18 protein-coding genes and 1 pseudogene are annotated in these 24,534 nt (G+C 40.6%); 10 read left to right on the top strand and 9 right to left on the bottom strand.

Annotation, left to right across the window (positions count from 1 at the left end):
* From F6K51_RS27205 to F6K51_RS27180, 6 genes are all read right to left on the bottom strand, one after another.
* Positions 1-273 (bottom strand): hypothetical protein (locus F6K51_RS27205; RefSeq protein ID WP_293026003.1); only part of this gene is annotated, 273 nt, incomplete at its 3' end.
* Positions 274-283: 10 nt separating this feature from the next.
* On the bottom strand, positions 284-1,642 hold the full coding sequence (locus F6K51_RS27200; protein WP_293026002.1) for a D-arabinono-1,4-lactone oxidase: 1,359 nt from the start codon (positions 1,640-1,642) through the stop codon (positions 284-286).
* A 100-nt stretch (positions 1,643-1,742) separates the two neighbouring features.
* A complete protein-coding gene (locus F6K51_RS27195) occupies positions 1,743-2,423 on the bottom strand; it encodes a hypothetical protein (protein WP_293026001.1) in 681 nt (226 codons plus the stop codon).
* Positions 2,424-3,104: 681 nt separating this feature from the next.
* Positions 3,105-3,236 (bottom strand): hypothetical protein, encoded by a 132-nt coding sequence (locus F6K51_RS27190; protein ID WP_293025999.1) that lies wholly within the window; start codon positions 3,234-3,236, stop codon positions 3,105-3,107.
* 452 nt (positions 3,237-3,688) lie between these two features.
* Positions 3,689-4,000, bottom strand: a complete 312-nt coding sequence (locus F6K51_RS27185) for a transposase (protein WP_293025997.1) — start codon at positions 3,998-4,000, stop codon at positions 3,689-3,691.
* 67 nt (positions 4,001-4,067) lie between these two features.
* Positions 4,068-4,595 (bottom strand): hypothetical protein, encoded by a 528-nt coding sequence (locus tag F6K51_RS27180; protein ID WP_293025995.1) that lies wholly within the window; start codon positions 4,593-4,595, stop codon positions 4,068-4,070.
* Between the two features lie 447 nt (positions 4,596-5,042).
* Here F6K51_RS27180 and F6K51_RS27175 point away from each other — a divergent pair, with 447 nt between their 5' ends.
* Entirely contained in the window at positions 5,043-5,522 is a 480-nt protein-coding gene (locus F6K51_RS27175; protein ID WP_293025993.1) for an IS630 family transposase, read from the top strand.
* A 728-nt stretch (positions 5,523-6,250) separates the two neighbouring features.
* Here F6K51_RS27175 and F6K51_RS27170 read toward each other — a convergent pair.
* Together F6K51_RS27170 and F6K51_RS27165 are read right to left on the bottom strand one after the other, a co-directional pair.
* A complete protein-coding gene (locus F6K51_RS27170) occupies positions 6,251-7,201 on the bottom strand; it encodes a glycosyltransferase family 2 protein (RefSeq protein ID WP_293025991.1) in 951 nt (316 codons plus the stop codon).
* A 93-nt stretch (positions 7,202-7,294) separates the two neighbouring features.
* Entirely contained in the window at positions 7,295-8,578 is a 1,284-nt protein-coding gene (locus F6K51_RS27165) for a pentapeptide repeat-containing protein (protein ID WP_293025989.1), read from the bottom strand.
* A gap of 285 nt (positions 8,579-8,863) precedes the next feature.
* On the opposite strand from F6K51_RS27165, the pseudogene F6K51_RS27160 reads away from it, so the two are divergent.
* The 6 genes and pseudogenes from F6K51_RS27160 (at position 8,864) to F6K51_RS27135 (ending at position 16,930) form a co-directional block, all read left to right on the top strand.
* Positions 8,864-10,314, top strand: a pseudogene (locus F6K51_RS27160) (IS66 family transposase).
* A 15-nt stretch (positions 10,315-10,329) separates the two neighbouring features.
* Positions 10,330-10,728: a hypothetical protein gene (locus F6K51_RS27155; RefSeq protein WP_293025987.1), complete on the top strand. Its 399-nt coding sequence runs from the start codon at positions 10,330-10,332 to the stop codon at positions 10,726-10,728.
* A 1,002-nt stretch (positions 10,729-11,730) separates the two neighbouring features.
* On the top strand, positions 11,731-12,918 hold the full coding sequence (locus F6K51_RS27150) for a glycosyltransferase (protein WP_293025985.1): 1,188 nt from the start codon (positions 11,731-11,733) through the stop codon (positions 12,916-12,918).
* A gap of 134 nt (positions 12,919-13,052) precedes the next feature.
* Positions 13,053-14,195 carry a dTDP-4-amino-4,6-dideoxygalactose transaminase gene (rffA, locus tag F6K51_RS27145; protein ID WP_293025983.1) on the top strand — a complete coding sequence of 381 codons (1,143 nt, stop codon included), beginning with the start codon at positions 13,053-13,055 and terminating at the stop codon, positions 14,193-14,195.
* A 378-nt stretch (positions 14,196-14,573) separates the two neighbouring features.
* Entirely contained in the window at positions 14,574-15,605 is a 1,032-nt protein-coding gene (locus tag F6K51_RS27140; protein ID WP_293025981.1) for a GNAT family N-acetyltransferase, read from the top strand.
* A 182-nt stretch (positions 15,606-15,787) separates the two neighbouring features.
* Positions 15,788-16,930, top strand: coding sequence for a glycosyltransferase family 4 protein (locus F6K51_RS27135; protein ID WP_293025979.1), 1,143 nt, complete (start codon positions 15,788-15,790; stop codon positions 16,928-16,930).
* Positions 16,931-17,085: 155 nt separating this feature from the next.
* Here the strand turns inward: F6K51_RS27135 and F6K51_RS27130 are convergent, their stop codons facing one another.
* The gene (locus tag F6K51_RS27130; RefSeq protein ID WP_293025977.1) at positions 17,086-18,753 is read right to left on the bottom strand and encodes an alkaline phosphatase family protein; all 1,668 of its coding nucleotides are present in this window, start codon (positions 18,751-18,753) and stop codon (positions 17,086-17,088) included.
* Between the two features lie 442 nt (positions 18,754-19,195).
* On the opposite strand from F6K51_RS27130, the gene F6K51_RS27125 reads away from it, so the two are divergent.
* From F6K51_RS27125 to F6K51_RS27115, 3 genes are all read left to right on the top strand, one after another.
* A complete protein-coding gene (locus tag F6K51_RS27125; protein ID WP_293025975.1) occupies positions 19,196-20,923 on the top strand; it encodes a cellulose-binding protein in 1,728 nt (575 codons plus the stop codon).
* Between the two features lie 173 nt (positions 20,924-21,096).
* Entirely contained in the window at positions 21,097-22,140 is a 1,044-nt protein-coding gene (locus tag F6K51_RS27120) for a glycosyltransferase (protein WP_293025974.1), read from the top strand.
* Positions 22,141-22,585: 445 nt separating this feature from the next.
* Positions 22,586-23,809: a glycosyltransferase family 2 protein gene (locus tag F6K51_RS27115; RefSeq protein ID WP_293025972.1), complete on the top strand. Its 1,224-nt coding sequence runs from the start codon at positions 22,586-22,588 to the stop codon at positions 23,807-23,809.
* The last annotated feature ends 725 nt before the right edge of the window (positions 23,810-24,534 follow it).

The raw sequence follows: 24,534 nt of genomic DNA, 5'->3' as shown, positions 1-24,534 counted from the left end.
GGGATTATAGTCATTGTCATCAGGAAAAGTATGGACGGAAGCATCTATTCCCTGATACCGAGAACTAATTTGTTCGGCAAAATGATGGCGAATCCCTGGAAAACGTTTTCCATCTCGTCCACAGAGGGAAATTTGCTCTACTTTTCCACGACTTCGGAGGTCGAAAAGCACCAAGGCTACAACACCAGCACTTTTGTCAGAATTAGCTGCTGCTCCGTGAACAAAACCTGTGACATATTCACCTGTTCCGATGACTAAAATATCTGTTCCCATGTTCGGATTTTTATGAGTAATACAAAGGCGTTTTTTTAGGTTTTACGAGTACGCGATCGCTATAGGAGTTACCAAATATATTATCTGGGTCAAGTTGAGAACGTACTTTATGAAAGTCGTTCCAGTGGGGATACATTTTTTCTAATTTATCAGCATCAGGCCCGAACCTTTTTGCCCAATGGGGACGACCATCTAATTTAGCCATAATTTTTTCATAGTCATCAAAATAGGATTGACAATCAACATATTTACCGTAGGGCATATAAGTAATAACCCCGATATAGCAGCTATCTCTACCCTGACAAGGACTTAACCAAATATCATCTCCTTTGACAAAGCGCACTTCAATGGGCAAATGAACTTGATAGTCTTTTTCTTTAATCATCTGGCGAATTTGCAAGATGGCTTCAGCCGTATGTTCTATAGGAATCGCCCACTCATTAACCTGCTGTTTAAATAGACAATCAAAATTGAATTGACTGACACTGTTCCCTCGTGACTGTTTTGACTTGCTGAACATTTGTTGAACGTACCAGCGATTAACCAGGGGAATCAGACGTTGATTATAAGTAGCTAAATATAAGAGCAGTTCAAATGTATAGTAACCAATAAGTTTTTCTCTATACCAACTCTGGAAGCGTTGGAAAAAATTTTGTTTGGGAGCAGTTTTTCCAGGTGGTTTGCGAGTTGCACTCCACTCCCACACCCTATCTGCATGGGGTAAATACCAAAAACGATAGTGGTCAGCTTGCAGGCGTTCTGGTAGTTTATCCAATACAGTTTCTAGAGTTTCTGGTTGTTCTCGTACTTCTAAGTCAAATTCTTTTGTTACTTGTAATTTAAGTTCTGTGACTAATCCCAAACTTCCTAGATGGCATTTGGCTGCATTAAATAGTTGATAATTTTCATCTTTGGAGATTTTGATAACTTCTCCTAAACCTGTTACCAGTGTAATTTCCTGAATAATTGTTGACAGTACCCCATAATTTAATCCTGTGCCATGAGTTGCAGTTGCCATTGCACCTCCTACAGTTTGAGCATAAATAGAACCTAGATTGGGCAAGGCTAGTCTATGTTTTGCTAGGCTTTGATTCAAATCTTTGAGGGTAACTCCTGCTTGAGTAACAACAGTTTGACTATCATAGTTGATATTTAGGATCTGATTTAAGCGATCGCTACAAACCAAATCCTGATTACTCATAGCAATATCGCTTGGGGAATGTCCTGAACCAAATACTCGGATTTTTGTTCCCTGTTGCATTACTTGGCAAACAATGTCTCTAGCTTCTTCAGTTGAAGCAGGGTAATGTACAGAAGTAGGTATGCACTGATACTGCTCAGACCAATTGATAAATTTATTTTGATTCATATTTCCTTGTTTACGGGCAAAAAATGATTGTGAGCCGATAAATTTATTATTCCAATATTGTGACAACTCCACGCTTAATTCTGGAGTGTTTTAGTTGTTTTTATGCTCGCAACAATTTTGTCAACATTTTTTTTTTATGGTACTTTTGGCGTTCTTGACTATTCCAGGTAGTAATCCACTTAAGGTCTGATAGTTTAACCAATTTTGCCTGAGCTTGATTTTGATAAAGTTGTTGCAGTAAGGAAATAGTGGTTACTTCTTCCATGCCACCAGGTACATCCTTTATAAGTCCACTAGAAATTCCTAAAAACCCTGTTATGTTTAACTTTGATAAGTTCCACAAAGCTAAAGTATTCCAAGGAGAGGTCATACCATCTATAAATTTTACTCCAGCATCTCCTCCATGGGTTGAAATCATCTTTGCCCCCACTACCAGAGTGTCAGAGGTAAGGTGAGAATTCAAGGTTTCCACATCTGTTGATGATATATAGACTTCTAGACTTTGAAGCAAAAGTTTATCACCACCCAAATAAGTTGCTTCACATACAATCGCATTTAGGGGATGAGCTAGTCCTTTCCAGGGATTTATTAGCAGGGAAAGTACCTGTTCTGCAAACACCGAAACAATTTTGCTAATTTTGTCAAATAGTTGATTATCTGTAGCTCTTACTATATAATCAGCGTATTCTAGTACCTGATCACACCAATTTTCCACTTTACCTAATTCAGGGATATAACCATCAACACCACTATGGATTCTGGTTCCAACAATCAGAGACATTGCTATACTCAACACTAAAATTGGCACTAGTATAGTATATTGATAGGATAATGTTTATATTTCCACAATATATAAAATAACATGAAGGTACTGAGTTAATTTTATGGGGGGGTAACATGCAAGCTAAAATCATTACTCGGTAATACGTTCAACCGATCAGGACTCGTGTAAAAATAACCTGAACAGTTTTTTTTCTGGAAGCTATATCTCACAATTTATTTCCGATAAAATTTGTACAACTTATTTTAACATGGCTCCTCAGTTACTTAAAGTGCGCTTGACCCATTAAGAATTAAATTCGCCGTTCGCGTTTGGCCGTAGGCCAAAAGCGTCGCCTACGGCGAACGGAAAGCGCACCTGAGCATTCGTGGCTTCCCTTAAGGGGATTGTGCGAAAAAATAGTGGACGAAATGCATGCAAATTAACCGTCGTTGCCTCAACTATTACAAGAAGGGTGAGCGGGCTATAGAGTCAGAATTGTCTACGTTATAAGCTTTATGTCCCAGGGTAAGCGCAAGAAAAAATTGCCCATAATGTGCATTGGCTGGATCTCGGTTGCTCGTGGCTCGAAACCCCTATAATCTCGTCGAACTGTACTCGCAATAGAGTTAATTTGTTGAGAATGACGTGGTTTTTTTCGAGGGTAAGCTACGGCTTATTGATTCTTGCGCTTACCCTGCTTTATGTCCCCCTGTCAGGGAACATGGCCAAAGTAAATAGCGGTAGGCACAGTGACAGAGTGTGGCGCTGTCCGGCACGACGACGAGGAGCTTCTAGTCCAGCTTTCGCTTCTATAATTGCGATTTGAGACACGGGAGTAGATGCATTAAATGGAATTTGCTCTGAATCGTACCATATTCCGATTAGATTATAGCGGTTTGCGCTTAAATAGAGTATAATATAATAGATATTATAAAAATTCAATTATGAAAGCATATTCTGTTGACATAAAAACGAAAATTATCACAGCTTATCTAGACTGTGTTCGCGTAGCGTGGCCTTTGGCCAAGGCTCAATGACCCGGTTAGATAAAAGGTTTAAAGTGAGTCGCAATTTTGTATTTAAAATTATTAAAAAATTCAAATAAACTGGAAATATATCACCGGGCAAACAAGGGAATAACCGAGCATCTAAATTAGAACCATTCACGGAATTTATCAAATCTATGTTGTCAGAGCATCCATCATTAACTCTCTCGGAAATGGTGGAAATACTTGAAAAAGATAAACAAATTACTGTACACCTAACTAAGTAGGTGGGCTTAATTAAACGTTAAAAACTTGATCATTTTTACTATCTATATTTTCAGATATTGTCCACTGTTGAAGCTGATAACCTACTTCGCAACTTCGTTTGTTTATACCTTCTTTAACTGCTAAAGCTAGATCGTATTCATCCTCAAACATTCTACCAGAGATTTGATGAGTTTTAAGTTGATGCCACTCCCCCTCTATTAGATTAAGTTCTGGACTATAAGTTGGCAGAAAGAATAAATACAATCCCATTTCTAACCATTCTTTTTCTTTAGATCTTACCTGATGACTTTTATGACTTGAGGAATTATCCAAGACAATCACTGTATCTATTCCTGTTTTTAGTCGAGCTGTTTTTGCTTCTTAAGCTTCTTTGTCTTGATGCAGTCGCTCATGGGGGAAACCCCCAAGACCGCGCTGCATCGCTATCCAAAACTTTGATCAAATTATCTTTTTTTAGACTACCAAGCTTTAAAGTATAGTTAAAGCTTTTTTGGGGCTCATATATTCCTAATATATTTAGACGTTTTCCTCGTTTTTTACTTTGGGGAATTTGTTTCTGTTTTCCTACCTTTATATAACTATAACTTACAGGACTCCAAAGACTGAAACCTGCTTCATCTAAGTATTTTAGTCTGACATCACCACAAGAGGCTTGCAGACGTAACATATCTAAATCTGCTTTTTTATATTCTTTTTCTCTGGGGTTAGGATGTCGTCTTGGACTTGTTTTTGTTCGCTTCCATAAATATCCTTTTTTTTTAAGTATCTTACGGATTCTTTCGGGACTTAATTCCACTTGACGCTCTTTTTTTAAAAGAACAGATAGCTGCTTACTATTGTAAGTTCTTTCTTCATCATTACAAAGCTCTTCTAGATAGTCTATATCCGATTTTTTCCAGGTTTTTTTTTCTACCACTTCTTGGCTTATCCCAGAGTCCTTCTTTGCCTTGTATTATCCACCTATGAATAGTTTTTTTCACTGTATTCGGTGACCAATCTATCCAGTCAGATATTTGATTGACTGTCCATACTTTAGGATTTCAACAGATAAATTATACTCTTTTTATAGTTCTTTTTGGACAATTATTATCAGATTTTAATTCTAACAACTCTTGAAGTTATAACTCACTTAGACGAATTTTTAATCGAGCTGGCATTACGATTTTGGGATTTTTAAACTACTTTTCTATTTTACACTTAATTACGCCCACCTACTTACCTTGAGTAGATTCCTGAAAAAACTCAACATAACACGAAAAAAAAAAGTTTATATGCCAGTCAAGCTAAAACGGAAAGAGTAGCTAATTTAAGACTTTTATATTGGCAAACAGTTACTAGTTTTTTAGTCTAAAACCTAGTTTTTTTGGATAAAACGGGGTTTAATTTAGGGAAAAAGCGCATTTATGGTCGTTCTCAAAGAGGAACCAGAGTTGTCGATTATAGCCCTTATTATAGAGGAGAACATATCACAATCTTTAGTGCTATTTACTCCCAAGTAATATTAGGAAATATGACCTTAAATGGCTCGATTAATACTCAAAGTTTTATTACTTATATAAAATATGTTTTAGCCCCATCCTTATGGCCTGGTGCCGTGGTAATTATGGATAATTTATCTAGTCATAAAAATCAAAAAGTTATAGAAATATTATCAGAAGTTGGAGCTAAAGTTTTATTTTTACCTCCCTATTCTCCTGATTTTAATCCCATTGAAAAATTCTGGTTTATTTTGAAAGAACATTTACGTTCATTAGTAACTATGACGAGAGATGAGTTAGAAAAGCGATGCAGCGCGGTCTTGGGGGTTCCCCCCATGACCGCGCTGCATCAAGACAAGGTCTAGTTGATTGTTGTGATTCTTTGACTAAAAAACAAATAACAAAATTGTTTTCTTATTGTTGCTATTGTAACTAATCTAAGCGCAAACCGCTATAGACCTATTGCAAAAGTAGTTTTCTGATAGTGTTCTTGATGCAGTCGCTCATGGTTTGAAGTTACCGTAAGACAGTTGAGCCTTAATCAATGGAGGCGCGCTTTCCTATGGCGAATTAAATTACGGGGTCGCGCCTCAAGTTTTACCCATGCATCTGCATAGCCTACCAACCATAAAGGCTCAACGTAATCAGGTTTCGTCTCCGGGGGGAACCACGGCAGTTGCTCATGGGGGGAACCCCCAAGACCGCACTGCCTCCCCAAGACCGTAATGGTGCGTTTTCCGCATTAAGAATTAAATTCGCCACGGGTCGCACCTCTGCATCGCTGTAAGCCCCGTGGGAACCCCCTTTGGCGGCGCTGCCCCCCCAAGACCGTAATGGTGCGCTTGACCCGTAATTAAATTCGCCACGGGTCGGACCTCTACATCGCTTTGCGTCAATTCTTCTCCACTTTTCCAGTGATATGCTGTTCCGGTGATCCGCTTTTCCCTAGTTCTGCAAGAAGTCTATTTAGAATAAAATAGCCCTGGGTAAGCATTAGTTTAATCTGAGTTATTTCACAGCGTCGAAGCCTGTGCCACAAAGCTCGTTTATTTGAAACATGATAGCTGTCAGCTGATAACTGATAACTTATCCCTTACTTTGATACTCCTTCCGACCCAAACCCCCTCACTTCTGATAAAACATACAATGGTCTTCCTTTAACTTCTTCATAAATCCGTCCTACATATTCCCCCAAAATACCAATAGATACTAACTGCACAGCTCCCAAAAAGAAAATTGCAATCATAATAGTGGCAAACCCAGTCACAGGAGAATTCGGTTCAAAAATCCGCCAGTAAAGCACTAACCCTGCCATCAATAGCGCGATCGCTGTTGCTAATAATCCCAAATAAGTAGCGATTCGCAATGGCACTTTAGAAAAAGAAACCAGTGCATCTACTGCTAGGGCTAGGGATTTACGAATGGTGTACTTGATCTCACCAGCAAACCGGGGGTCACGCACATAGGAAACAGAGGTTTGCCGCAACCCTACCCAAGAACGCAATCCCCGCACGTAACGGTTGCGTTCTGGCATGGCATTGAGTACATCAACCACCCGTCGATCCATTAAACAAAAGTCCCCCGTATCTAAGGGAATCTCGACATTGGCTAGACGGCGCAGTAAGCGATAAAATAGGTAAGCCGGAAAGCGCTTTAACCAACTTTCACGACGTCTCTGGGTGCGCTGAGCATAAACAATTTGATAACCCTGCTGCCATTTTTCCACTAGCACTGGGATGACCTCTGGCGGGTCTTGTAAATCAGCATCTAGGACAATAATCCCTTGACCCCGCACAAAATTTAGACCCGCAGTGACAGCAATTTGATGACCAAAGTTACGGGAAAGACTTAGGTAACATACCCTTGGGTCTTTTTGATGAAGGTCTCGCATCAGCTCTAAAGAGCGATCGCAACTGCCATCATTCACTAGAATTAACTCCACCTCCCCTAACTGATCCATTACTGTACTAATGCGTCGATACAGTTCTGAAATACTGTTTTCCTCGTTATATACAGGAATAACCAGGGAATAGGTTGGGTTCATCGTTCTTCAACATTTTTGAATTAAGAATGTAGAATGCAGAATGTAGAATTCTAAAGTCTTAATTCTACATTCTGCATTCTGACAGACGACCTTCTAGCGCCCTAATTTATTAGGAATTCCCTGACAACCACCCGGGATTGTTTTTCTTGACTTTTCACCGCACCAAGCACAGCTGTAGTAGTGCTGCTTTTCATCCATCCGCTGGACACCGGTGAAGTTAACATTTTCGACTACTGCACCGGTGTAAACTCCAGTGCGATAGTCAGGGGGATGGGTACGACTGCGGGGACTGGCAGTTTCTACTGAACCATAGAATAGGCGGACTCCCTTGAGGTCAGCACCAGTGAGGTTGGCTTCATATAAAACAGTGCGGGATAGATTCGCTTGCACTAAGTCACAGAAACTTAGATTCGCTCTGACCATATTAGCTTCGCCAAGTTCTGTCCAACGCAAATCTGTACCACTCAGGTCTGATCCAGCTAACATTACATTCAGGTCAATAACCCTTATACCATAAACTCGGTCTTCTTGGTATCCTCCATAGCCATCCAACATGGGGCGTCCTAAATGATTATCCCGTCTGAGGGGAGTTAGTAAACGGGCTTGGGACAAAAATCTGAGCACTTTGGCTTTCCCATGGGCATCCACACTACTGAGAATAGCAGCGGTTCTTCCTTCGCAAAATGCCCTCTCTTGGGGCCAATCTTCTAGCAATCCCTGATCATCTAAGGCAAGATCTGAAACTCCCTGAAAGTAAGCATCAATGGTTTGCTGCTGGGTAATCATATTTTGCTGGATGGTCAGGTCTTTGGAAATGACATATTGTCGCCAAGCAATGAATACTGCTAGGACGGCAATCAAAATCTGTCCCAAAGCACCCACCCAATCAGCCCATGACCCAAATTCATCCCATTTAATCTGAACTAACCAATTGCTGATGTTTTGGTAAACACCAAGAAAGTTCAGTAAGCCACTTATTGCTGCTACCACTCCGATCGAGGCAATAACTTTGATTCTTTGTTGGGGTGGCAACAAATCAGTAAGCCATTGTTTGACAACCGGTAAAATCACTGGCAATGAAACCAGCAGCGCCACAGTAGCTCCGGATATCCCAATCCAGAGGTTATCAATCACTACCCCAAAAATCATGATAGCGATCGCACTGAGAATAATTACGCTTAGGGAGCGATTAGCAGGACTAACTGATCCAATAGTTGGTTTATTGGGCAGGTTTGACAACGGCAGGGTAGATAAATGTTGCTCCTCTTGAGTTTGGGGAGGAGATGGTGGTGAATTACCATTGGCTGAGTTCTTGGCGGTACCGTTGTTACTATGTTCAGGCTGATTGGGTGGCACAGGCTCAGGCAAGTTAGTCATGGCATTCCCAGGAAAATGAGCTCAAGGTAAAGCAACATTACAAAATAATACAGCTCTTGGACACTCTGATCGTTTTTTAGCATATTTGCACCTCAACAGATTAGCAAATTTTCAAGTGAAATCCGGTAGACTTGAATTGTGTTTTTTTGTAAGGATTCAGGTCACAGGGATTGCTACAATGCCAAAGAAGGGAGCTTCTTGAAAGTCTGCGGGATTGACTTTGAAGCAAACTAGGGTAAAGTAAACACATGAGTCACTCACCTCTCCCGCTAACTCGAGAAAGCCGTGCGCCAGTTGTCAAAAGCGGAACTGGTAAAGATGCTATTGACTCAACAGAAAGTGATTGAGGAACTACAGCTCGAAATTGAAAAATTAAAGCTTAGTCGGGACCCACGATAGTAAGACTTCCTCGAAACCCCCATCAACTGATCTACTGAAAAAATCCGAAAAAGCCCTAGAAAAGGAGGATTGTCCCACCACTGAGGCCAAAAAGAGAAAACCCGGAGGACAACCAGGTCATCGGGGAAAAACTCGTAAAGGGTTTTCCAGAATAGACCGAACCGAAATCTTGCAACCGTCTGTGTGTAGTCAGTGTGGTCAAAGAGAATTTTTAGATCAACCTATATTGGTAGACACTCAACAAGTAGCCCAACTGGTGAACAAACCAATCGAGGTAGTTGAGTACCATCGTTACCATTGTCAATGTAGCGGCTGTGGTGCGGTGACATCAGCCTCTTGGTCTGTTGAGATGATACCCGGACAAGATTTGGGGGTCAAGGTACAAGCTTTTCTGGGATGGTTAGGGAATTATGGACATCTCCCTTATAAAAAACAACAAGAGATGTTATGGGAACTGGGCAAGATTGAGATCGGTAATGGGACTTTAGTGAACACCAATCAACGGGTTGAACTGGCGATTAAACCTCATGTTGAGCAATTGTCAGAATGGGTAAAAACAGAACAACCATCTATTCATGTAGATGAAACTCCTTGGCCTGTAAAGGGAATTAAGGAATGGCTCTGGGTCTTTAGCAATCGAGATTTTTGTCTATTTCGGGCCGCTGACACCAGGGGACGTGCCGAACTGGAATCTCAGTTGGGCAGTAAATACAGGGGTGTTCTTAGTAGTGATGACTTGAATGTGTATAATGGCTATCCAGTCAGCGCTCAACAGAAATGCGCACGCCCATCTACGTCGTCATTTTCTGAGGTTAATCAAACAGCCTGGACTACACAACCGAGCGATGGTCGAAGCACTCGTGAGTCTGATTGATGAAGCTTTTCGCCATTATCGCCTCTGGCCAGAAAATGGCGATGAGACAGAGTACCAACATCTGCGTTAGGGGATTCAAAACTAAGGTACAGTTGACTCATTAAACCTGGTGGTCGGTGGCAGGAGCCGAAGCAGGTAAGTTACTGCGCTCCCTCAAACAGAAGGCTTCCCAATGGTGGTATTTTTTAGACCATCCCCAAGTTCCACCAGATAATAATCTCGCCGAGAGGTCAAAACGTTTGGCAGTCACCAAGCGTAAGGGAACGTGGTGGCTCTCGTTCTCTCTAAGGTTTCGAGCAGACCGCTAATTTACTACACGACCAGTCCAAACTTGCCGTTTTCAAAAACGGTCGGTGATGGATTTTTTGACCTTTGGTCACGCTACGCGAACGAGCAAGCTCTTATGGCTCAATCGGGTCATTTAACCCAACCTCCTTCCCTCATCCCTTCTCTCCACACCTGAATCCTTACGTTTTTTTTGGTTTTATACGTTATATCAATCCAAGCGGGAGCGACAATAACCCGTAACGTTATACCAATTTTTCAAAGTATAGACTTCTTTCAGAAGTCGGGAACAGGGAACTTCGGATCAGGGAACAGTGGACAAGAATTGACGCAAACAGTACTCCCGACTCCCGACTCCCGACTCCCGACTCCCGTTCCCCTCCTGGGAGGGGTTAGGGGTGGGTTCCGACTCCCGACTCCCGACTCCCTGGCCTTTGGGCCACGCTACGCGAACAAACCCAGAACTTTGTACCTCACCCGATGGAGAAGGGGTGCATCTCATATTTGTAAAAAAGATGTGAAGTGTGGGAATTTTCGCGGGAATTTTTGCCTAATTGCAAAACTGAGATGCACCCCTTCCTTGGAGAGGTAGCTTAACCCTAGGTGGTCAGACTCAGCCAGTCAGTGGAGTGATCTTGGCGCGTCAGCTGGGTAAAAATGTGGTAGTGATGCTCATTTGCGCCAGAGAATCAGCTGAGGGAGACGTTAAAGATGCGATTGCACTTTTGGACATTACTCTCAAACCTCTTTAAAGTCAATGGCATGCTCCTTACGCTTTAGGGAAGCTGGTATTTGTCTATCGTCTATGGTGCATTAATTTTTATCCGCCAAACCTGCCTTTACTTACCAAATATAGGCAGTTTTTTGTGCTGATCACTTCTAGTAACATCGGATTAATTACCTCCTTGGAGGGTGGTTATTACTTGAGTATTTAGTAGTTAGTAAAAAAAAATAAACTAACCACAAATCAATAACCACCCTTAACAAAATTTTCTGTATAGACCAGGGCACTCAGTTTTACTTTATTTCTTTTTAAAAATAGGAACAATAATCCGGATTTATTTGATTGAGCTTGTATTGATAATTAAGCTTTCACGCATGTAAATTATGAATCGGGGCTGATTGGGAGATTGAAAGATGGATTGAATGCTTTTGCACAACTATATCGATATTAAAATTTATAGCAACGCAAGTATAGTTTAAGACATAGTATTTTAGCTTAAAGGGAGCAGGGATCATAAATATGTCTTAAGCTTTACTTCGACTGCTATAAATGCCTATTAGCTTACACCTGATGCTCTATAGCTTTTTTTTATATATTTTTTTATTTAATTAAAATAATACTAAAATTTAGTATTACCTATTATTGAGTTTATTGAATAATTTAATTATTTTGATAATCAATAAATGGTGGCATATGCTAAGTAAAAAAAAACTCATACCAACTTGATCTTAAAAATTACTATCCTGAAAATTGATCAAATAACTTGTATATATTAATTGTCTGGTTTTTATGATAATCCTAAAAATGATAAGCTTTATTTTGTAAAAAAAAATTATAAAACAAATCCTTTAAAATAACGTAATTAATTTCATGCGTTTATTGATTATTCAGTATGCTGGAGATTACCGTGAAGCCTTTGAACGCTTAGCTAACGGTGGACCTGAGACATACTATGCTCAGAAATATTCTGTAGATGCGGTAGCTGAAATTGGCAAACAAATTGGGGAAGTTGCAACTCTCTGTTGTATGACCGAAAAACCATACAATGAGCTACTGGAAAAAGGAGTTCGTGCCATTGGTGCAGGGTTTGATGGAAAGATTAACGTTAAAAAATTAATCCAATTGGTTGAATATTACCATCCAACTCATTTAGTTGTTCGCACACCCATTCGGGAAGTTTTTCGTTGGGCCATTCACAATAATGTTTCAACCCTAGCCCTATTTGCTGAATCTATTCCAACCAGAAAGGTGCGTAACAAGTTTCGTAATTATTTACTAAGCCAATTATTAAATAATGATCGAATCCAATGGATTGGTAGTTATGGGATTGATTCCTCCCGAGTACTCCAGGACATAGGAGTCAAATATGACAAGATAATTCCTTGGAGCTTTATTGTTACTGAAACCCCAGAATCCTTGTCACCAAAAACTCTACCAGCACAGGCCAAGTCTTGGCAACTGTTTTACATTGGGTCAATGATTGAAGCTAAAGGGGTTGGGGATATATTAGAATCTATCGCTAAATTAAAAGCTAATAAATTTCCAATAAAATTGAAGATAGCTGGTAACGATAAAACAGGTTTCTTTCTCAATAAAGCTAAGCAGCTACAAATCGAAGACTGTGTAGAGTTTCTCGGGATAGTACCAAATAAAACCGTAGTTCCTCTGATGAGAGAATCTGATCTGGTATTAGTTCCTAGTCGCCACGAATTTCCAGAGGGTTTCCCACTAGCAATTACTCATGCCCTTTGTGCTCGAACTCCAATTATTGCTTCAGATCACCCAATGTTTATCAATAAACTAAAAGATGGCATCAGTGCGAAAATTTTCGAAGCTGGTAACTCTGTTGCTTTAGCAGAATCTATTCAAAAGCTGCTTTCAGATTCAGATCTTTACCATAATCTGTCTATAGCCTCTTACGAAACCTGGAAGAGTTTGCAGCTTCCAGTAAAATTTGCTGACCTAATTCAGCGATGGCTACATGACTCACCAGAAAATGAACAGTGGTTAATTCAGCATCGGTTAAGTTCAGGGCGCTACAACTCAACATCTCCCTAATAATAATTTAATCATAATTATTATTCCTAGCAACAATAAGCCATATCAATAATTTCTAATCTATAGGATTTCAGGTGCATCGTAAAAATTGATCGCATTAATACCAAGTAGAAACTAATAATTACTAACTAAAAATGGAAGTTACTTTGTCAAAAATACCTTTTAATCGCCCTGTTACTGTTGGAACAGAATTTGAGTATATCCAACAGACCATCAAGAACATGGATCTTTCCGGTGATGGTGCTATTACCAAAAAATGTCATGCTCTACTCGAACAAATATTGTCAGTTCCCAAGGTTCTGCTAACCACTTCCTGCACTCATGCTCTGGAAATGGCGGCACTACTATTAAACATCCAACCAGGGGATGAAGTAATTGTTCCCTCCTTCACCTTTGTCTCTACCATTAATGCCTTTGTCTTACGAGGTGCTCAACCTGTCTTTATTGACATCCGCCCGGATACCCTCAATTTAAACGAAGAGAAATTAGAATCACTGATTACCCCCCGCACCAAAGCTATTGTTCCCGTACATTACGCCGGTGTCGGGTGCGAGATGGATGCTATTTTGGAGATTGCTGGACGTTACGGTATACCAGTTGTTGAGGACAATGCTCATGGGCTATTTGCTAAGTACAAAGGCAAGTATCTAGGTACATTTGGTTGTCTAGCTACCCAGAGTTTTCACGAGACTAAGAACTTTACTTGTGGAGAAGGTGGCGCACTGCTGATCAACGACCCTGAGTTTATCGAACGTGCTGAGATTATCCGCGAGAAAGGAACTAATCGCACTCGCTTCTATCGCGGTCAAATTGATAAGTATACCTGGGTAGATATTGGTTCGAGTTATCTGCCCTCAGGCATACTCGCAGCTTTCTTGTATGCTCAGCTAGAAAGTCGCCAACAGATTCAGAGCAAGCGACAGCAAATTTGGGAGTACTACTACGAAAATCTCAAGGATTGGGCACCGGAGTACGGTATTCGCTTACCAATTGTGCCAGAGTACTGTGACCAGGCATACCATATGTTCTACGTACTCTTACCGTCCCTAGAGAAGCGCCAAGCCTTGATTGCTCACTTGAAAGCTCAAGGCATCTACAGCGTTTTTCACTATCTGCCATTGCACTTGTCTGATATGGGACGAGAGTTTGGGGGCAAAGAAGGAGACTGCTTGGTGACTGAGGATGTAAGCGATCGCTTACTTCGTCTGCCCTTTTACAACGATATGACTGAGGCTGACCAAGCAAGGGTTGTCGCATCAATCAAGAAATTTTTCTGAACTCTAGCAGAACTCTAAGACATACAGGACTGAGGTAAAACTGGGTAACAAACACTATAAATAGTAGGGTGAGACCCTACAAGTAGAGTTACTGCGTAAGTCCTGAAATAAATAGATAGGCGAAAATCAGCGCAGCTATCTAAATCGATAAATCCAATACTCAAGCGTTCGCGTAGCGTGACCTTTCGGGCAAAGCCCGACGCTGCGCGAACGGTCAATCGCATTTTTATCTTTGTTGATGTTTCCAGGTAAGCGATTGACCGTAGGTCACGCTACGCGAACGCTTACTTTGTCTTACCTTTGGTCAAGATTAATCAAGGAATTCACTAGGGCATTTCTAATACTTATGGTCACAAAAATTAATTATAGGAGTAGTGAATGAGCCTATCAATTACCAAAACCTATCTCGCTAATGCTGAAGAATGGGATAAAATTTGGCAAGAATGCAATTATTCAACTTATTTTCATTCAAGAGAATGGGCCGAAATCTGGAATACCTATACTCAAGGAGAATTTCGCCCAAACCCTCAAATGATCGTAGTCTCAGATCAAAAAAGAGCTTTAATCCCCCTTTCTTATAAACTTGGAAATCCGAAATTTATCAAGAAATACTCATCCTCACCAGACGGAACCTTTGGAGGATGGATTTCCGCAGACGAACTTACCATTGACCATGCCATTTTACTAGTTAAATTTCTCGATAAAAATTTTTGGGGTAAATTAAGTTGGCGAGTAAATCCTTACAATGAACTAGCTAGTAAAGCTGTAGCCCTAAGTTGTGTCAGTGAACAAGAGGAGGATACCACTCACGCCATTAACTTAGACGTGGGTTTTGAAACAATTTCCAAAACTTGGAAAAAGGGCGGTAGTTCTATGGCTCGAAAAGTCCGAAAAGCTATCAAGGAAGGAGTTTCAGTAACTACAGCATCTACCCTAGATCAATGGTGGGAATATTATCAAGTTTATCAAGATTCATTACGACGATGGGGAGATAATAGTCTTGGTAGCTATAGTTGGGAACTTTTTAAAACAATTTTTCAACTTAAGTCACCTAACGTTAAGCTTTGGCTAGCCCACTATCAAGACGAAATTATCAGCGGAGCACTATGCTTCTACGCCAAGAAACATGTGGTGTATTGGCATGGCTCATCTTTAGAAAAATACTTGAATCTAAGACCAGTTAACTTAGTTATGTATGAAATTGTCAAAGATTCTTGTGAACAAGGATATTCTTGGTTTGATTTTAATCCTAGTGGTGGATTGCCAGGAGTTATAGCATTTAAGAAAAGTTTTGGAGCAGAGCCTCTTGACTGTTATATGATATATGTTGATCATAAGTTGAGGCGTATGGTGAAACCCCTAAAACCTTTAAAGAAAATATTAATGCCGTATTACCCTAGAGCTAACTAAGCAAAATTGCTTAGTTAGTTTTAAATACCTAAAAATGATTACATTAAAAAGTAAACTACTGGGGAGCAATAAATTATCAAGCAATTTAATAATACGGCTGGTTTGACATCAAATACTTTACTAATAGGGAGCTATAATTGAAGCGGTACATTTGATAGCAAGATTCAACCTTGGTAAAACCGATGATGCAGCCCTTGAGAGTTGGTTTTTTATCTTCTCAGAATTATTTAGATAAAAATACTTTTTCTGGCACCCTTTATTATATGCATAGGTCTCTGGCATCAAGAGACCTTCAGTTGATTAATCTCGGCAATCCCAGAAAAGTATCCTATTGGCATAAGCTAGTCAAGCCTATCCAATTAATTGATTCATTTTTAGGTTTCAAGTCTTCTGATCAAAATGAACAGCTTAATCGATTCATAATTAACGTTCAAAGACAGTTAAATGAAACCCCATGTGATTTACTTTTTTGCCCTGTTGCATCAGCAGAAGTAAGTTTAATTGACACTAGTATTCCTATTATTTTTTTATCCGATGCTACTCCGAAGCTAATCAACAATGACTACTATAAAATTTACCGAAACCTAGAAGAATTTGAACTAGGAGAAAAACATGAATTTTCTGTATTATCAAAATCTCATAAACTAGTTTATTCTTCAGAATGGGCTGCCAAATCTGCCATTAGCGACTATCAGGCAGATCCAGAGAAAGTTGAAGTAATTCCCTTTGGAGCAAATTTAGATGATATCCCGTCAGTAGATCAACTATTTTCCAAGTGTAATGCTTCCCGTTGCCGTTTATTGTTTATTGGTAAAGATTGGCAGAGAAAAGGTGGAAATATTGCCTTTGAAACTCTGATGTCTCTGCTGAACATGGGAATTGACGCTGAGCTAGTTATGCTTGGTTGTGTGCCACCGGATGACATTAAGCATGAGCGGCTAAAGGTCATTCCTTTTTTGAATAAAAATAATCCTAAGCAACGAGAGGAACTTAATCAATTATTTCTGCAATCCCATTTTTTGATGTTTCCCACTCGTGCTGATTGTTCACCAATTGTGATTTGTGAGGCTAATGCATTTGGTCTCCCTGTAATCACAACTGATGTCGGAGGAATCCCGACAATTATTAAAGATGGCAAAAATGGTTATATGTTACCGTTATCTGCCTCAAGTGATCAGTATGCTAGTGTGATAGCAAATAACTTTGGTGATCGGGCAGTCTATGAACAATTAGTCAAGTCTTCTAGAGAGGAATACGATCAGTCTCTCAATTGGGATACATGGGCAGAACGTATACATCGTGTGATGATAAGCATGTTCAATTGATTCCTGTCGGATTTGTGAGATTTGGAATAAAATGAAGAGGGGAAAGAGGAGTAAAAATCTCCTCATCCCCTCTTTACCTTATCCCTCATTTCTAATTTACAAAGACTTAACTATGAGGGCAATGTTTCTGACCACACTCTAAGGCAGTAGGCATATTAACCGTTGACAAGCTCTTTTGCTAGCAATGGTAGTGGCTTACCTTCAAAGTATTCAGGAATTGGTGCACCCATCAATTCCAAAATTGTGGGGGGAAGATCAAGAGCATGACCGCCTCCGAAATCAACACCGGACGCAATATCTGGACCTGCGGCGATGATAAATCCCTCAGGGCGATGGCTGCCAGAACGATAATGGGGTACAGGACCAATACGTCCAACATCAGGACTTTCCACCACATCTGTGGCATACTCATCTTGCCAGACAAGTACCAAGTCGGCATCAGACAGCTTACAATTTCGCTCAGTGGGCGACTTCCGTGTCCTGATGATATCCTTGACCATCGGTACACCTTTTCGGGCATCTTTAAGAGCGTAAAGCTTTTGGATCAGTTCATCACAGAAGGCATCATACTCCGATTCCGGTACCAATCCTTGGGGTTCTCGTCCCTGAAGATTGATGCGGATATATCCTTCTGAAAAGCTTGGTAGGGCAAACGCTTTCATCTTGTGCCAGACCGGTGCATACCAAGCGGCTGGTTGGAAAGGTACTACATCGGTTTGCTTAGCTAGCCTGAATGGCGAGATTAGATCGGGTTCTTGAGAAGAATCTAACCATGGCTCGATTAGTTTGAAAAGCTTGGTGGGCATTTCTCGTCTCAAAAACCTTTTAATGGCATTAGGATCATACTTGGTACCCCACAGATGTCGCTCCCAATAGTTCCATTTCATTTTGGTAATTATCGGTTCAGGGGGTGTTCCCAACTCAGTACCATTAGCCAGGCCAAATTTGCCAGGGAAACTCAGGCGATATAGAAACTCAGGCAGGAAGGTCGTGCTGGGGGTATCCATGGTGTTAGGACCCATGCCATGAGCGGAGAAAATGACGACATGAGCATCCTTTGGTGCTTTGGCTAAAATCTTGCCGATTGCCCGATCAATGGCTTGAAAGCCTTCGAGCATTGGATCACCTGAAACACGGGAACTAAAATGCTCATACAGAGGATGCTCCGGTTGACTCAACTGCCAGAAATTGTGACCCAGTGCATGGGCTTCGCCAAACACTGTTAAAAACAAGTCCCAAGAACCTCGTTGCAAGAGATCTTGACAAATAGTAGCGCGACGGGAGATCCCTGTCTCAAGAACTTTCCGAAGTCGAAGTGTTCCTTTTAAATCAAGACACACTGCATAGTCTTTATGGAGTCCTGGATGTTCTCCATGTTTGTCAACCAGTTCTTGAAACAGTGAAGTCGGTAAAGACCCACTAGCTACTTGAGGAGAATGGGCTCCCCAAGCTAAAACCTGCGGACCATTTACCTTCTCAGAAAGCCGAGTTTGAGGCATGTCAAAAACTGCCACTCGATAATCTTCACCCAGGGCATAAAATGGAGGATACTCACTATAGTCATAGGCGGCCTTGGTGTAGCACTCATAGCTACCTTCTCGAAATCCCAAGGGAGACCAGTACCCAGTTGTGTGAGGCGAGCAGCCAGTCAAAAATGTTGTCCAAGGGGTTTCTGCACTAAACGCTTCAAAGTTTTTTAGGCGTCCATAGGTTCCCTGGTCGCGCAGACGACGCATAGTCTGGAGATGTCCCTGAGACATCCATTTCTCAAGGACAGAGGGCTCAGCTGCATCTAGTCCAATGGCAATAACGGGCTTGTTCATTTCTCTGAAAGTAAATGTTAATACTGGAGATGCAACCTGCAACTTAACCAGGGGCATTCGTGAATCTTGGCAAGTCTTAGAGTGACATTAAACTCGATTTGGTCTATGTTATACAACAGCTAAGTTTACCGTTATACCCCTGCTTTGATCTTTACCTATGGATTTCTAAAAATCCTTCTCGTTATTATAACTTTATAACAAGATTAACTTAAATTCATATATAGCGTAAGCTTTTGATAAAAATCTCTAGACCAAAAATCCGGATAGCTGTTTTTTATTAAGTATATATTAGTGGTGATAATTACCAGCCATGTAAGCAGTCAGCTAATGCGCGTGCGTCACAGGCTATAAGCCTGTGCCACGAACGCTACTTGAGTGAAGTCAGCTTACCAATAACTTCCAATTATCAAGTCAGTTTTGCTAGCCCTGATAGTTAAAATTAGTGTACAGTATAGTTTTCAAAAAAAACCAAATAATTACATTATTTATTTTTAGTTTTTGTCTAACTTTATTCATTGCGCTTAATCCAACACATCCTGAACACTTTTATCAAAAAATTAATATTTTTTTCAGTAACTCAACGGTTCAAAACTCTCTGGATAAAACTAGTAACTTAGGAACTAACCTGAATGGAATTGCTGATTGGTCAACTGAACTTCCTTTCTTAGATGCCTTCAAATCGTCGAGACCATGGATTACTCAATGTGTCTCTGGAGAAACAGGCTGTAGTGGTTCGTGGGATACTGAGGAATACGATAAACTGGATTTAGACGAACAGGGCTGGGTTAAGTCTTTACCTGCTCCAGAAGCTCCTCCTGAATATACTCGTGTGGCTACACTACTTTTTACAGGGATGAAAAATTATCCAGCTGGAAAGTATGTGGTTTTATACGATGGAGAAGGCACTATAGAATATAAGTTTGATGCCACCAAAGATGAGGTAGCGTCAAGGCCAGGAAGAGATGTAATTAATGTCACTCCATCCGGGGCTAGTATCTATTTAATAATTACCGCTACGGATCCTAATAACACGGGTAATTATATTCGCAACATTCGTGTTGTTCAAGCTAAGGATGAAGATACTTACGAGTCTGAACTTTTTAATCCGGAATTCATCAATAAAATTAAAAAATTTAAAGCCATCCGTTTTATGGACTGGATGGAAACCAATCATTCTAAGCAAAGGGAATGGGCAAATAGACCAAAAGTAGATGATGCCTCCTACGCTTACGGTAAAGGTGTACCTGTAGAAATCATGGTTAAACTAGCCAATCGAATTGGTGCTGATCCATGGTTTAATATGCCCCATCAAGCTACAGATGACTATATCACTAATTTTGCCCAAATAGTTAAAGATACCTTAGATCCAAATCTAAGGGTTTATGTGGAACTGTCTAATGAAGTGTGGAATTGGCAATTCCAACAAGCTAACTATGCCTTAGCTCAAGGTCAAGCTAGGTGGGGCAAGGATAAAGGAGATGCATACATGCAATGGTATGGAATGCGTACTGCTCAAATGTCTGATATTTGGAAAAATGTATTTGGTAGTGACAGCAATCAAGTTGTGTCTGTTATGGCTACCCATACCGTATGGCTTGGTTTGGAAAATGCTGCTTTGGATTGTCCTCTGTGGGTAGCAGAGGGTAATGCCCCTTGTTATCAACATAGTATTGATGCTTTTGCGATCGCAGGATATTTTAATGGCAGCTTAAACGCCGAAGAAAATGAAAGCACCATCGAGTCTTGGTTGAATGAACCCGATGGCGGAGTGTCAAAAGCGTTTAAGCAGATCAAATCCGGGGGTTTACTTCCCACAGAAGAAGACTATGAGAGTTTAAGTGATATTGATCAAATTTTTAACTATCATCAAAAAGTAGCAGCTAAAAGAAAACTACAGTTAGTGGCTTACGAAGGTGGTCAACATCTTGTCAAGTCCGATAATCAAAAACTAACTGAGTTTTTCATTGAGCTTAATAGACATCCAAAAATGTACAAAATTTATACAGAACTCCTGAATGAATGGAAGAATCAGAACGGTGGCTTATTTATGCACTTTTCTGATATCGGTAAGCCCAGTAAATGGGGGAGCTGGGGTGCTTTAGAACATGTATACCAAAAGAGTTCACCCAAGTATGATGCCCTGATAGACTTTATCGATCAAAATTCCTGATCCTGTAAACTTCCCTAGAAAGCTGTACAAGGGTGAATCTGCTACAGTTTAATCTGGCTAAAATCTTTCACCCACAACGAGAGCGTTAGGGAAACAGCGTTTCAGTGCTACCTCTACGTTTCAATTCTTTGCCTCGTCCAAGAAAAGAGCTAAATTCTCAAAGCAGTTAAACGATGAACACTCTCTCAGCTGTAGAATACAAACCCCAAGGTGTGAAGCAAATTGGATTAGTTGTGATTGGACGCAATGAAGGTGAACGCCTACGTCAGTGTCTACTGTCTGTAATTAAGAACGCCGCTCGTGTGGTTTATGTCGATTCTGGCTCCACAGATAACAGTGTGGAAATCGCTCATTCTTTGGGGGTAGAAGTAATTGGACTCGACCTATCTAAACCGTTTACTGCAGCTCGTGCTAGGAATGCGGGATATATCTATCTTAAACATTTAGAGCCAAATCTTAAGTTTGTCCAATTCGTGGATGGGGATTGTGAGGTAGTAGCGGGATGGCTCGACTATGCTCAAGGGGAACTGGAAGCCAACCCTAATGTCGCTGTAGTCTGTGGTCGCCGACGAGAGCGCTTCCCTGAAAAATCTATATATAACCGATTGTGCGACATGGAGTGGGATACACCAGTAGGTGAAGCTTCCGCTTGTGGTGGTGATGCAATGATGCGCACAGAAGCTTTTGAACAAGTCGGAGGGTTTAATCCGACCCTAATTGCTGGTGAAGAACCGGAACTGTGCTTGCGGCTGCGCCAGAGGGGTTGGAAGATTTTTCGCCTAGATGCTGAAATGACTTGGCATGATGCCCAAATGACACGTTTTAGTCAGTGCTGGAAACGGTTCTTAAGAGCAGGTCATGCTTACGCTGAGGGAGCCTGGTTACACGGTCACACTCCAGAACGCCATTGGGTGAAAGAAAGCCGGAGCATTTGGTTCTGGGGGTTACTCTTACCCCTGTTAGTATTTGCGATCGCATGGCTCACCCATGGCTTGAGCTTATTGCTGTTGTTGGGTTACCCTCTGATGACTTACCGGATCTATCGTCATAAGTCCCAGACAGGTTTTAGCTCAACAGATGCTTTACTTTATAGTCTCTCTTGCATGATCGGCAAATTTCCTCAGGTTCAGGGTCAGATTCAATTTCACCTAAATCGATTGCTAGGACAGCGTAGTAACTTGGTTGAGTACAAAACTGTACTTAATAGTAACAGTTAGATATAGCAATTATCATAGCTATGAGGTAGACAATTTCTGGATTTTAGGGAACAGGGAACAGGGAACAGGGAAGAGAGAATAGGTAATAGGTAATAGGTAATAGGTAATAGGTAATAGGTAATAGGTAATAGGTGATAGGTAACATGATAATCAAATAGATATAATTAGGTTTTTATTATACTTTAAATAAAAGTATATAACTTACTTATAGTTAGTTTAGAGCTGGTTATATTTGACTAATTAGCGATTATTTCTTGGATTTAAGATATAGTCTATTATTCCTATTAATGATGATAACAAAAGGTTTGTTTTTGTTAAATTAACCCTCTTATCTGTTCCCTGTTCCCTGTTCCCTGTTCCCTATTCCCTATTCCCTGTTCCCTGTTCCCTGTTCCCTGTTCCCTAAAAAAAAATAACTTATTTTAAGCTTTAAGGATGTTGAATTGTGTTAGCTAATCAGCCATTAATCTCATTTATTGATATTCCATTTTTGGTAATAGCATTTGCCCTTATCGTTCCAATTACAGTTCTTTTTATTGAATGTAGTGCAGCAATTTTGCCTAATGCCTCTGAGCCATGGTCGGATGCTAGGAAACCCCGACCAACGGTGGCTGTTTTAGTTCCAGCTCACAATGAAGCCTCTGATATCAGTGCCACCCTGGAAACATTACTACCTCAGCTTACGGAGCAAGACCGACTAATAGTCATTGCTGATAATTGCACTGATGACACCGCAGCAGTGGCTCGGAAATCTGGTGCTACCGTAATTGAACGACAGGATCATGAGCGCAGAGGTAAGGGATATGCCTTAGACTTCGGTATGAGCTTTATCGAGCCTAATCCACCGGATGTAGTGGTGGTGGTTGATGCAGACTGTATCGTTACTGAAGGAACGATTTCACGGATTTCCCGCCTTGCGTACGCTAGACAACGACCGGTTCAGTCAACTTACTTAATGACACAACCAGACAAACCGGTAGTAAAGGATTTGATCTCTACCCTGGCGGTTAAATTCAAAAATACAGTCCGTCCGAGTGGGTTACATCGACTGGGCTTGCCTTGTTTGTTAACAGGTTCAGGAATGGCTTTCCCCTGGTCAGTGATTCGCAAAATCTCTTTGGCTGGCAGTAAAACAGTTGATGATATGCAGTTGGCTTTGGATTTAGCGATCATCGGACATTCCCCAATATATTGCCAACAAGCAGGAGTGACAGGTCGTCTGATGAAAGACGCTTCAGCAAAGAGTCAAAGGTCACGCTGGGAGCATGGTCATATCGAGACTTTGCTAAACCAAGTTCCTAAGTTGCTCAAAGAGTCTATTCGTCAAAGACGTTTCGATCTATTAGCGTACGCATTAGACTTATGTGTGCCACCATTGTCCCTATTGGTTCTAATTTGGGTGGCTGCTACAGGGGGATCTTTACTCGGGGTAGCCTTGGGAGGATCATGGATAAGTACCATTGTGTTACTAATAGAAGGGGTGCTGCTGTTAATTGCGATTGTTGAAGGTTGGGCTAAATTTTGCCGAGCAGACTTTCCGATCCTGATGCTCTTAGCTGTTCCAATTTACATTCTGTGGAAAATTCCCCTCTATCTGGCTTTTCTGGTGGAACCTCAGACCAAGTGGATTCGCACAGAGCGGGATGCAGTCGATACCCCATCATCCTAATCAACTGATTCTACTAGGGGAGATCAATTTCTGGTCTTTTCTTTAGCCTAGGTATAGGATTCTTAAGTAATTGTTTGAGAATCCGGGTTAATTAAATTTTTAATACCATAATTTAGCCCAAGTAATTATCCTTGGGCTTACCTATTTTGGATATAAATATTTGAGATTTATACCACAAAATATAGCAGAAGTCAGAAGTCATAATTCAGAAGTCAAACTATTGCGCTTACTTAGGTTTGAGACTTTTGTCATGTCCTAACTGCCCTGGCGACTGCTATAACTCAAAAAAATTAGCATCATAATTGTATATTTAAATATAATTTAAGCGGGTAATAATACCAAGTCTTCCAAGTAATAATCAAGAGCCCTATCAGGATATATTAAGATTAAAATTATCTGTAAAATTACTTAAAATAATTGGTATAAATTATTTTAATATTTATTAATCTAAAGATATTTTTAAATGACCAAAGTCTTTTGAAAAAAAAAAAAGACTATAAATAACCGAAATAAAAGGAGTTGAGAGCACTCCGGAATATTGATAAATTTTGCTTCTACATCGATCAACTATAGCATCGATGTGAACAGGGTTATAAACCTGGACAATCCGGATTATTGCCCTGAGAGTTGGTAATTATTAGTGTCTCCCTGCAAAAATTAGCATCCTCTTGGATATACAACAGGGGGCTGAAACCTTATCAACTAGTAAAAGGGGCAGACAATTG

The sequence above is a fragment of the Moorena sp. SIO3I8 genome (genome assembly GCF_010692325.1).
Taxonomy (GTDB): Bacteria; Cyanobacteriota; Cyanobacteriia; order Cyanobacteriales; family Coleofasciculaceae; genus Moorena.
The sequence above is the reverse complement of the archived record's forward strand: the minus strand, read 5'-3'. Positions and strand labels throughout refer to the sequence as shown.

Excerpts from the sequence above, each read along its gene's own strand:
- F6K51_RS27200 (WP_293026002.1), bottom strand. The coding sequence starts at position 1,642 with ATGAATCAAAATAAATTTATCAATTGGTCTGAGCAGTATCAGTGCATA.
- F6K51_RS27195 (WP_293026001.1), bottom strand. The coding sequence starts at position 2,423 with ATGTCTCTGATTGTTGGAACCAGAATCCATAGTGGTGTTGATGGTTAT.
- F6K51_RS27170 (WP_293025991.1), bottom strand. The coding sequence starts at position 7,201 with ATGAACCCAACCTATTCCCTGGTTATTCCTGTATATAACGAGGAAAAC.
- F6K51_RS27165 (WP_293025989.1), bottom strand. The coding sequence starts at position 8,578 with ATGACTAACTTGCCTGAGCCTGTGCCACCCAATCAGCCTGAACATAGT.
- F6K51_RS27150 (WP_293025985.1), top strand. The coding sequence starts at position 11,731 with ATGCGTTTATTGATTATTCAGTATGCTGGAGATTACCGTGAAGCCTTT.
- rffA (WP_293025983.1), top strand. The coding sequence starts at position 13,053 with ATGGAAGTTACTTTGTCAAAAATACCTTTTAATCGCCCTGTTACTGTT.
- F6K51_RS27140 (WP_293025981.1), top strand. The coding sequence starts at position 14,574 with ATGAGCCTATCAATTACCAAAACCTATCTCGCTAATGCTGAAGAATGG.
- F6K51_RS27135 (WP_293025979.1), top strand. The coding sequence starts at position 15,788 with ATGATGCAGCCCTTGAGAGTTGGTTTTTTATCTTCTCAGAATTATTTA.
- F6K51_RS27130 (WP_293025977.1), bottom strand. The coding sequence starts at position 18,753 with ATGAACAAGCCCGTTATTGCCATTGGACTAGATGCAGCTGAGCCCTCT.
- F6K51_RS27120 (WP_293025974.1), top strand. The coding sequence starts at position 21,097 with ATGAACACTCTCTCAGCTGTAGAATACAAACCCCAAGGTGTGAAGCAA.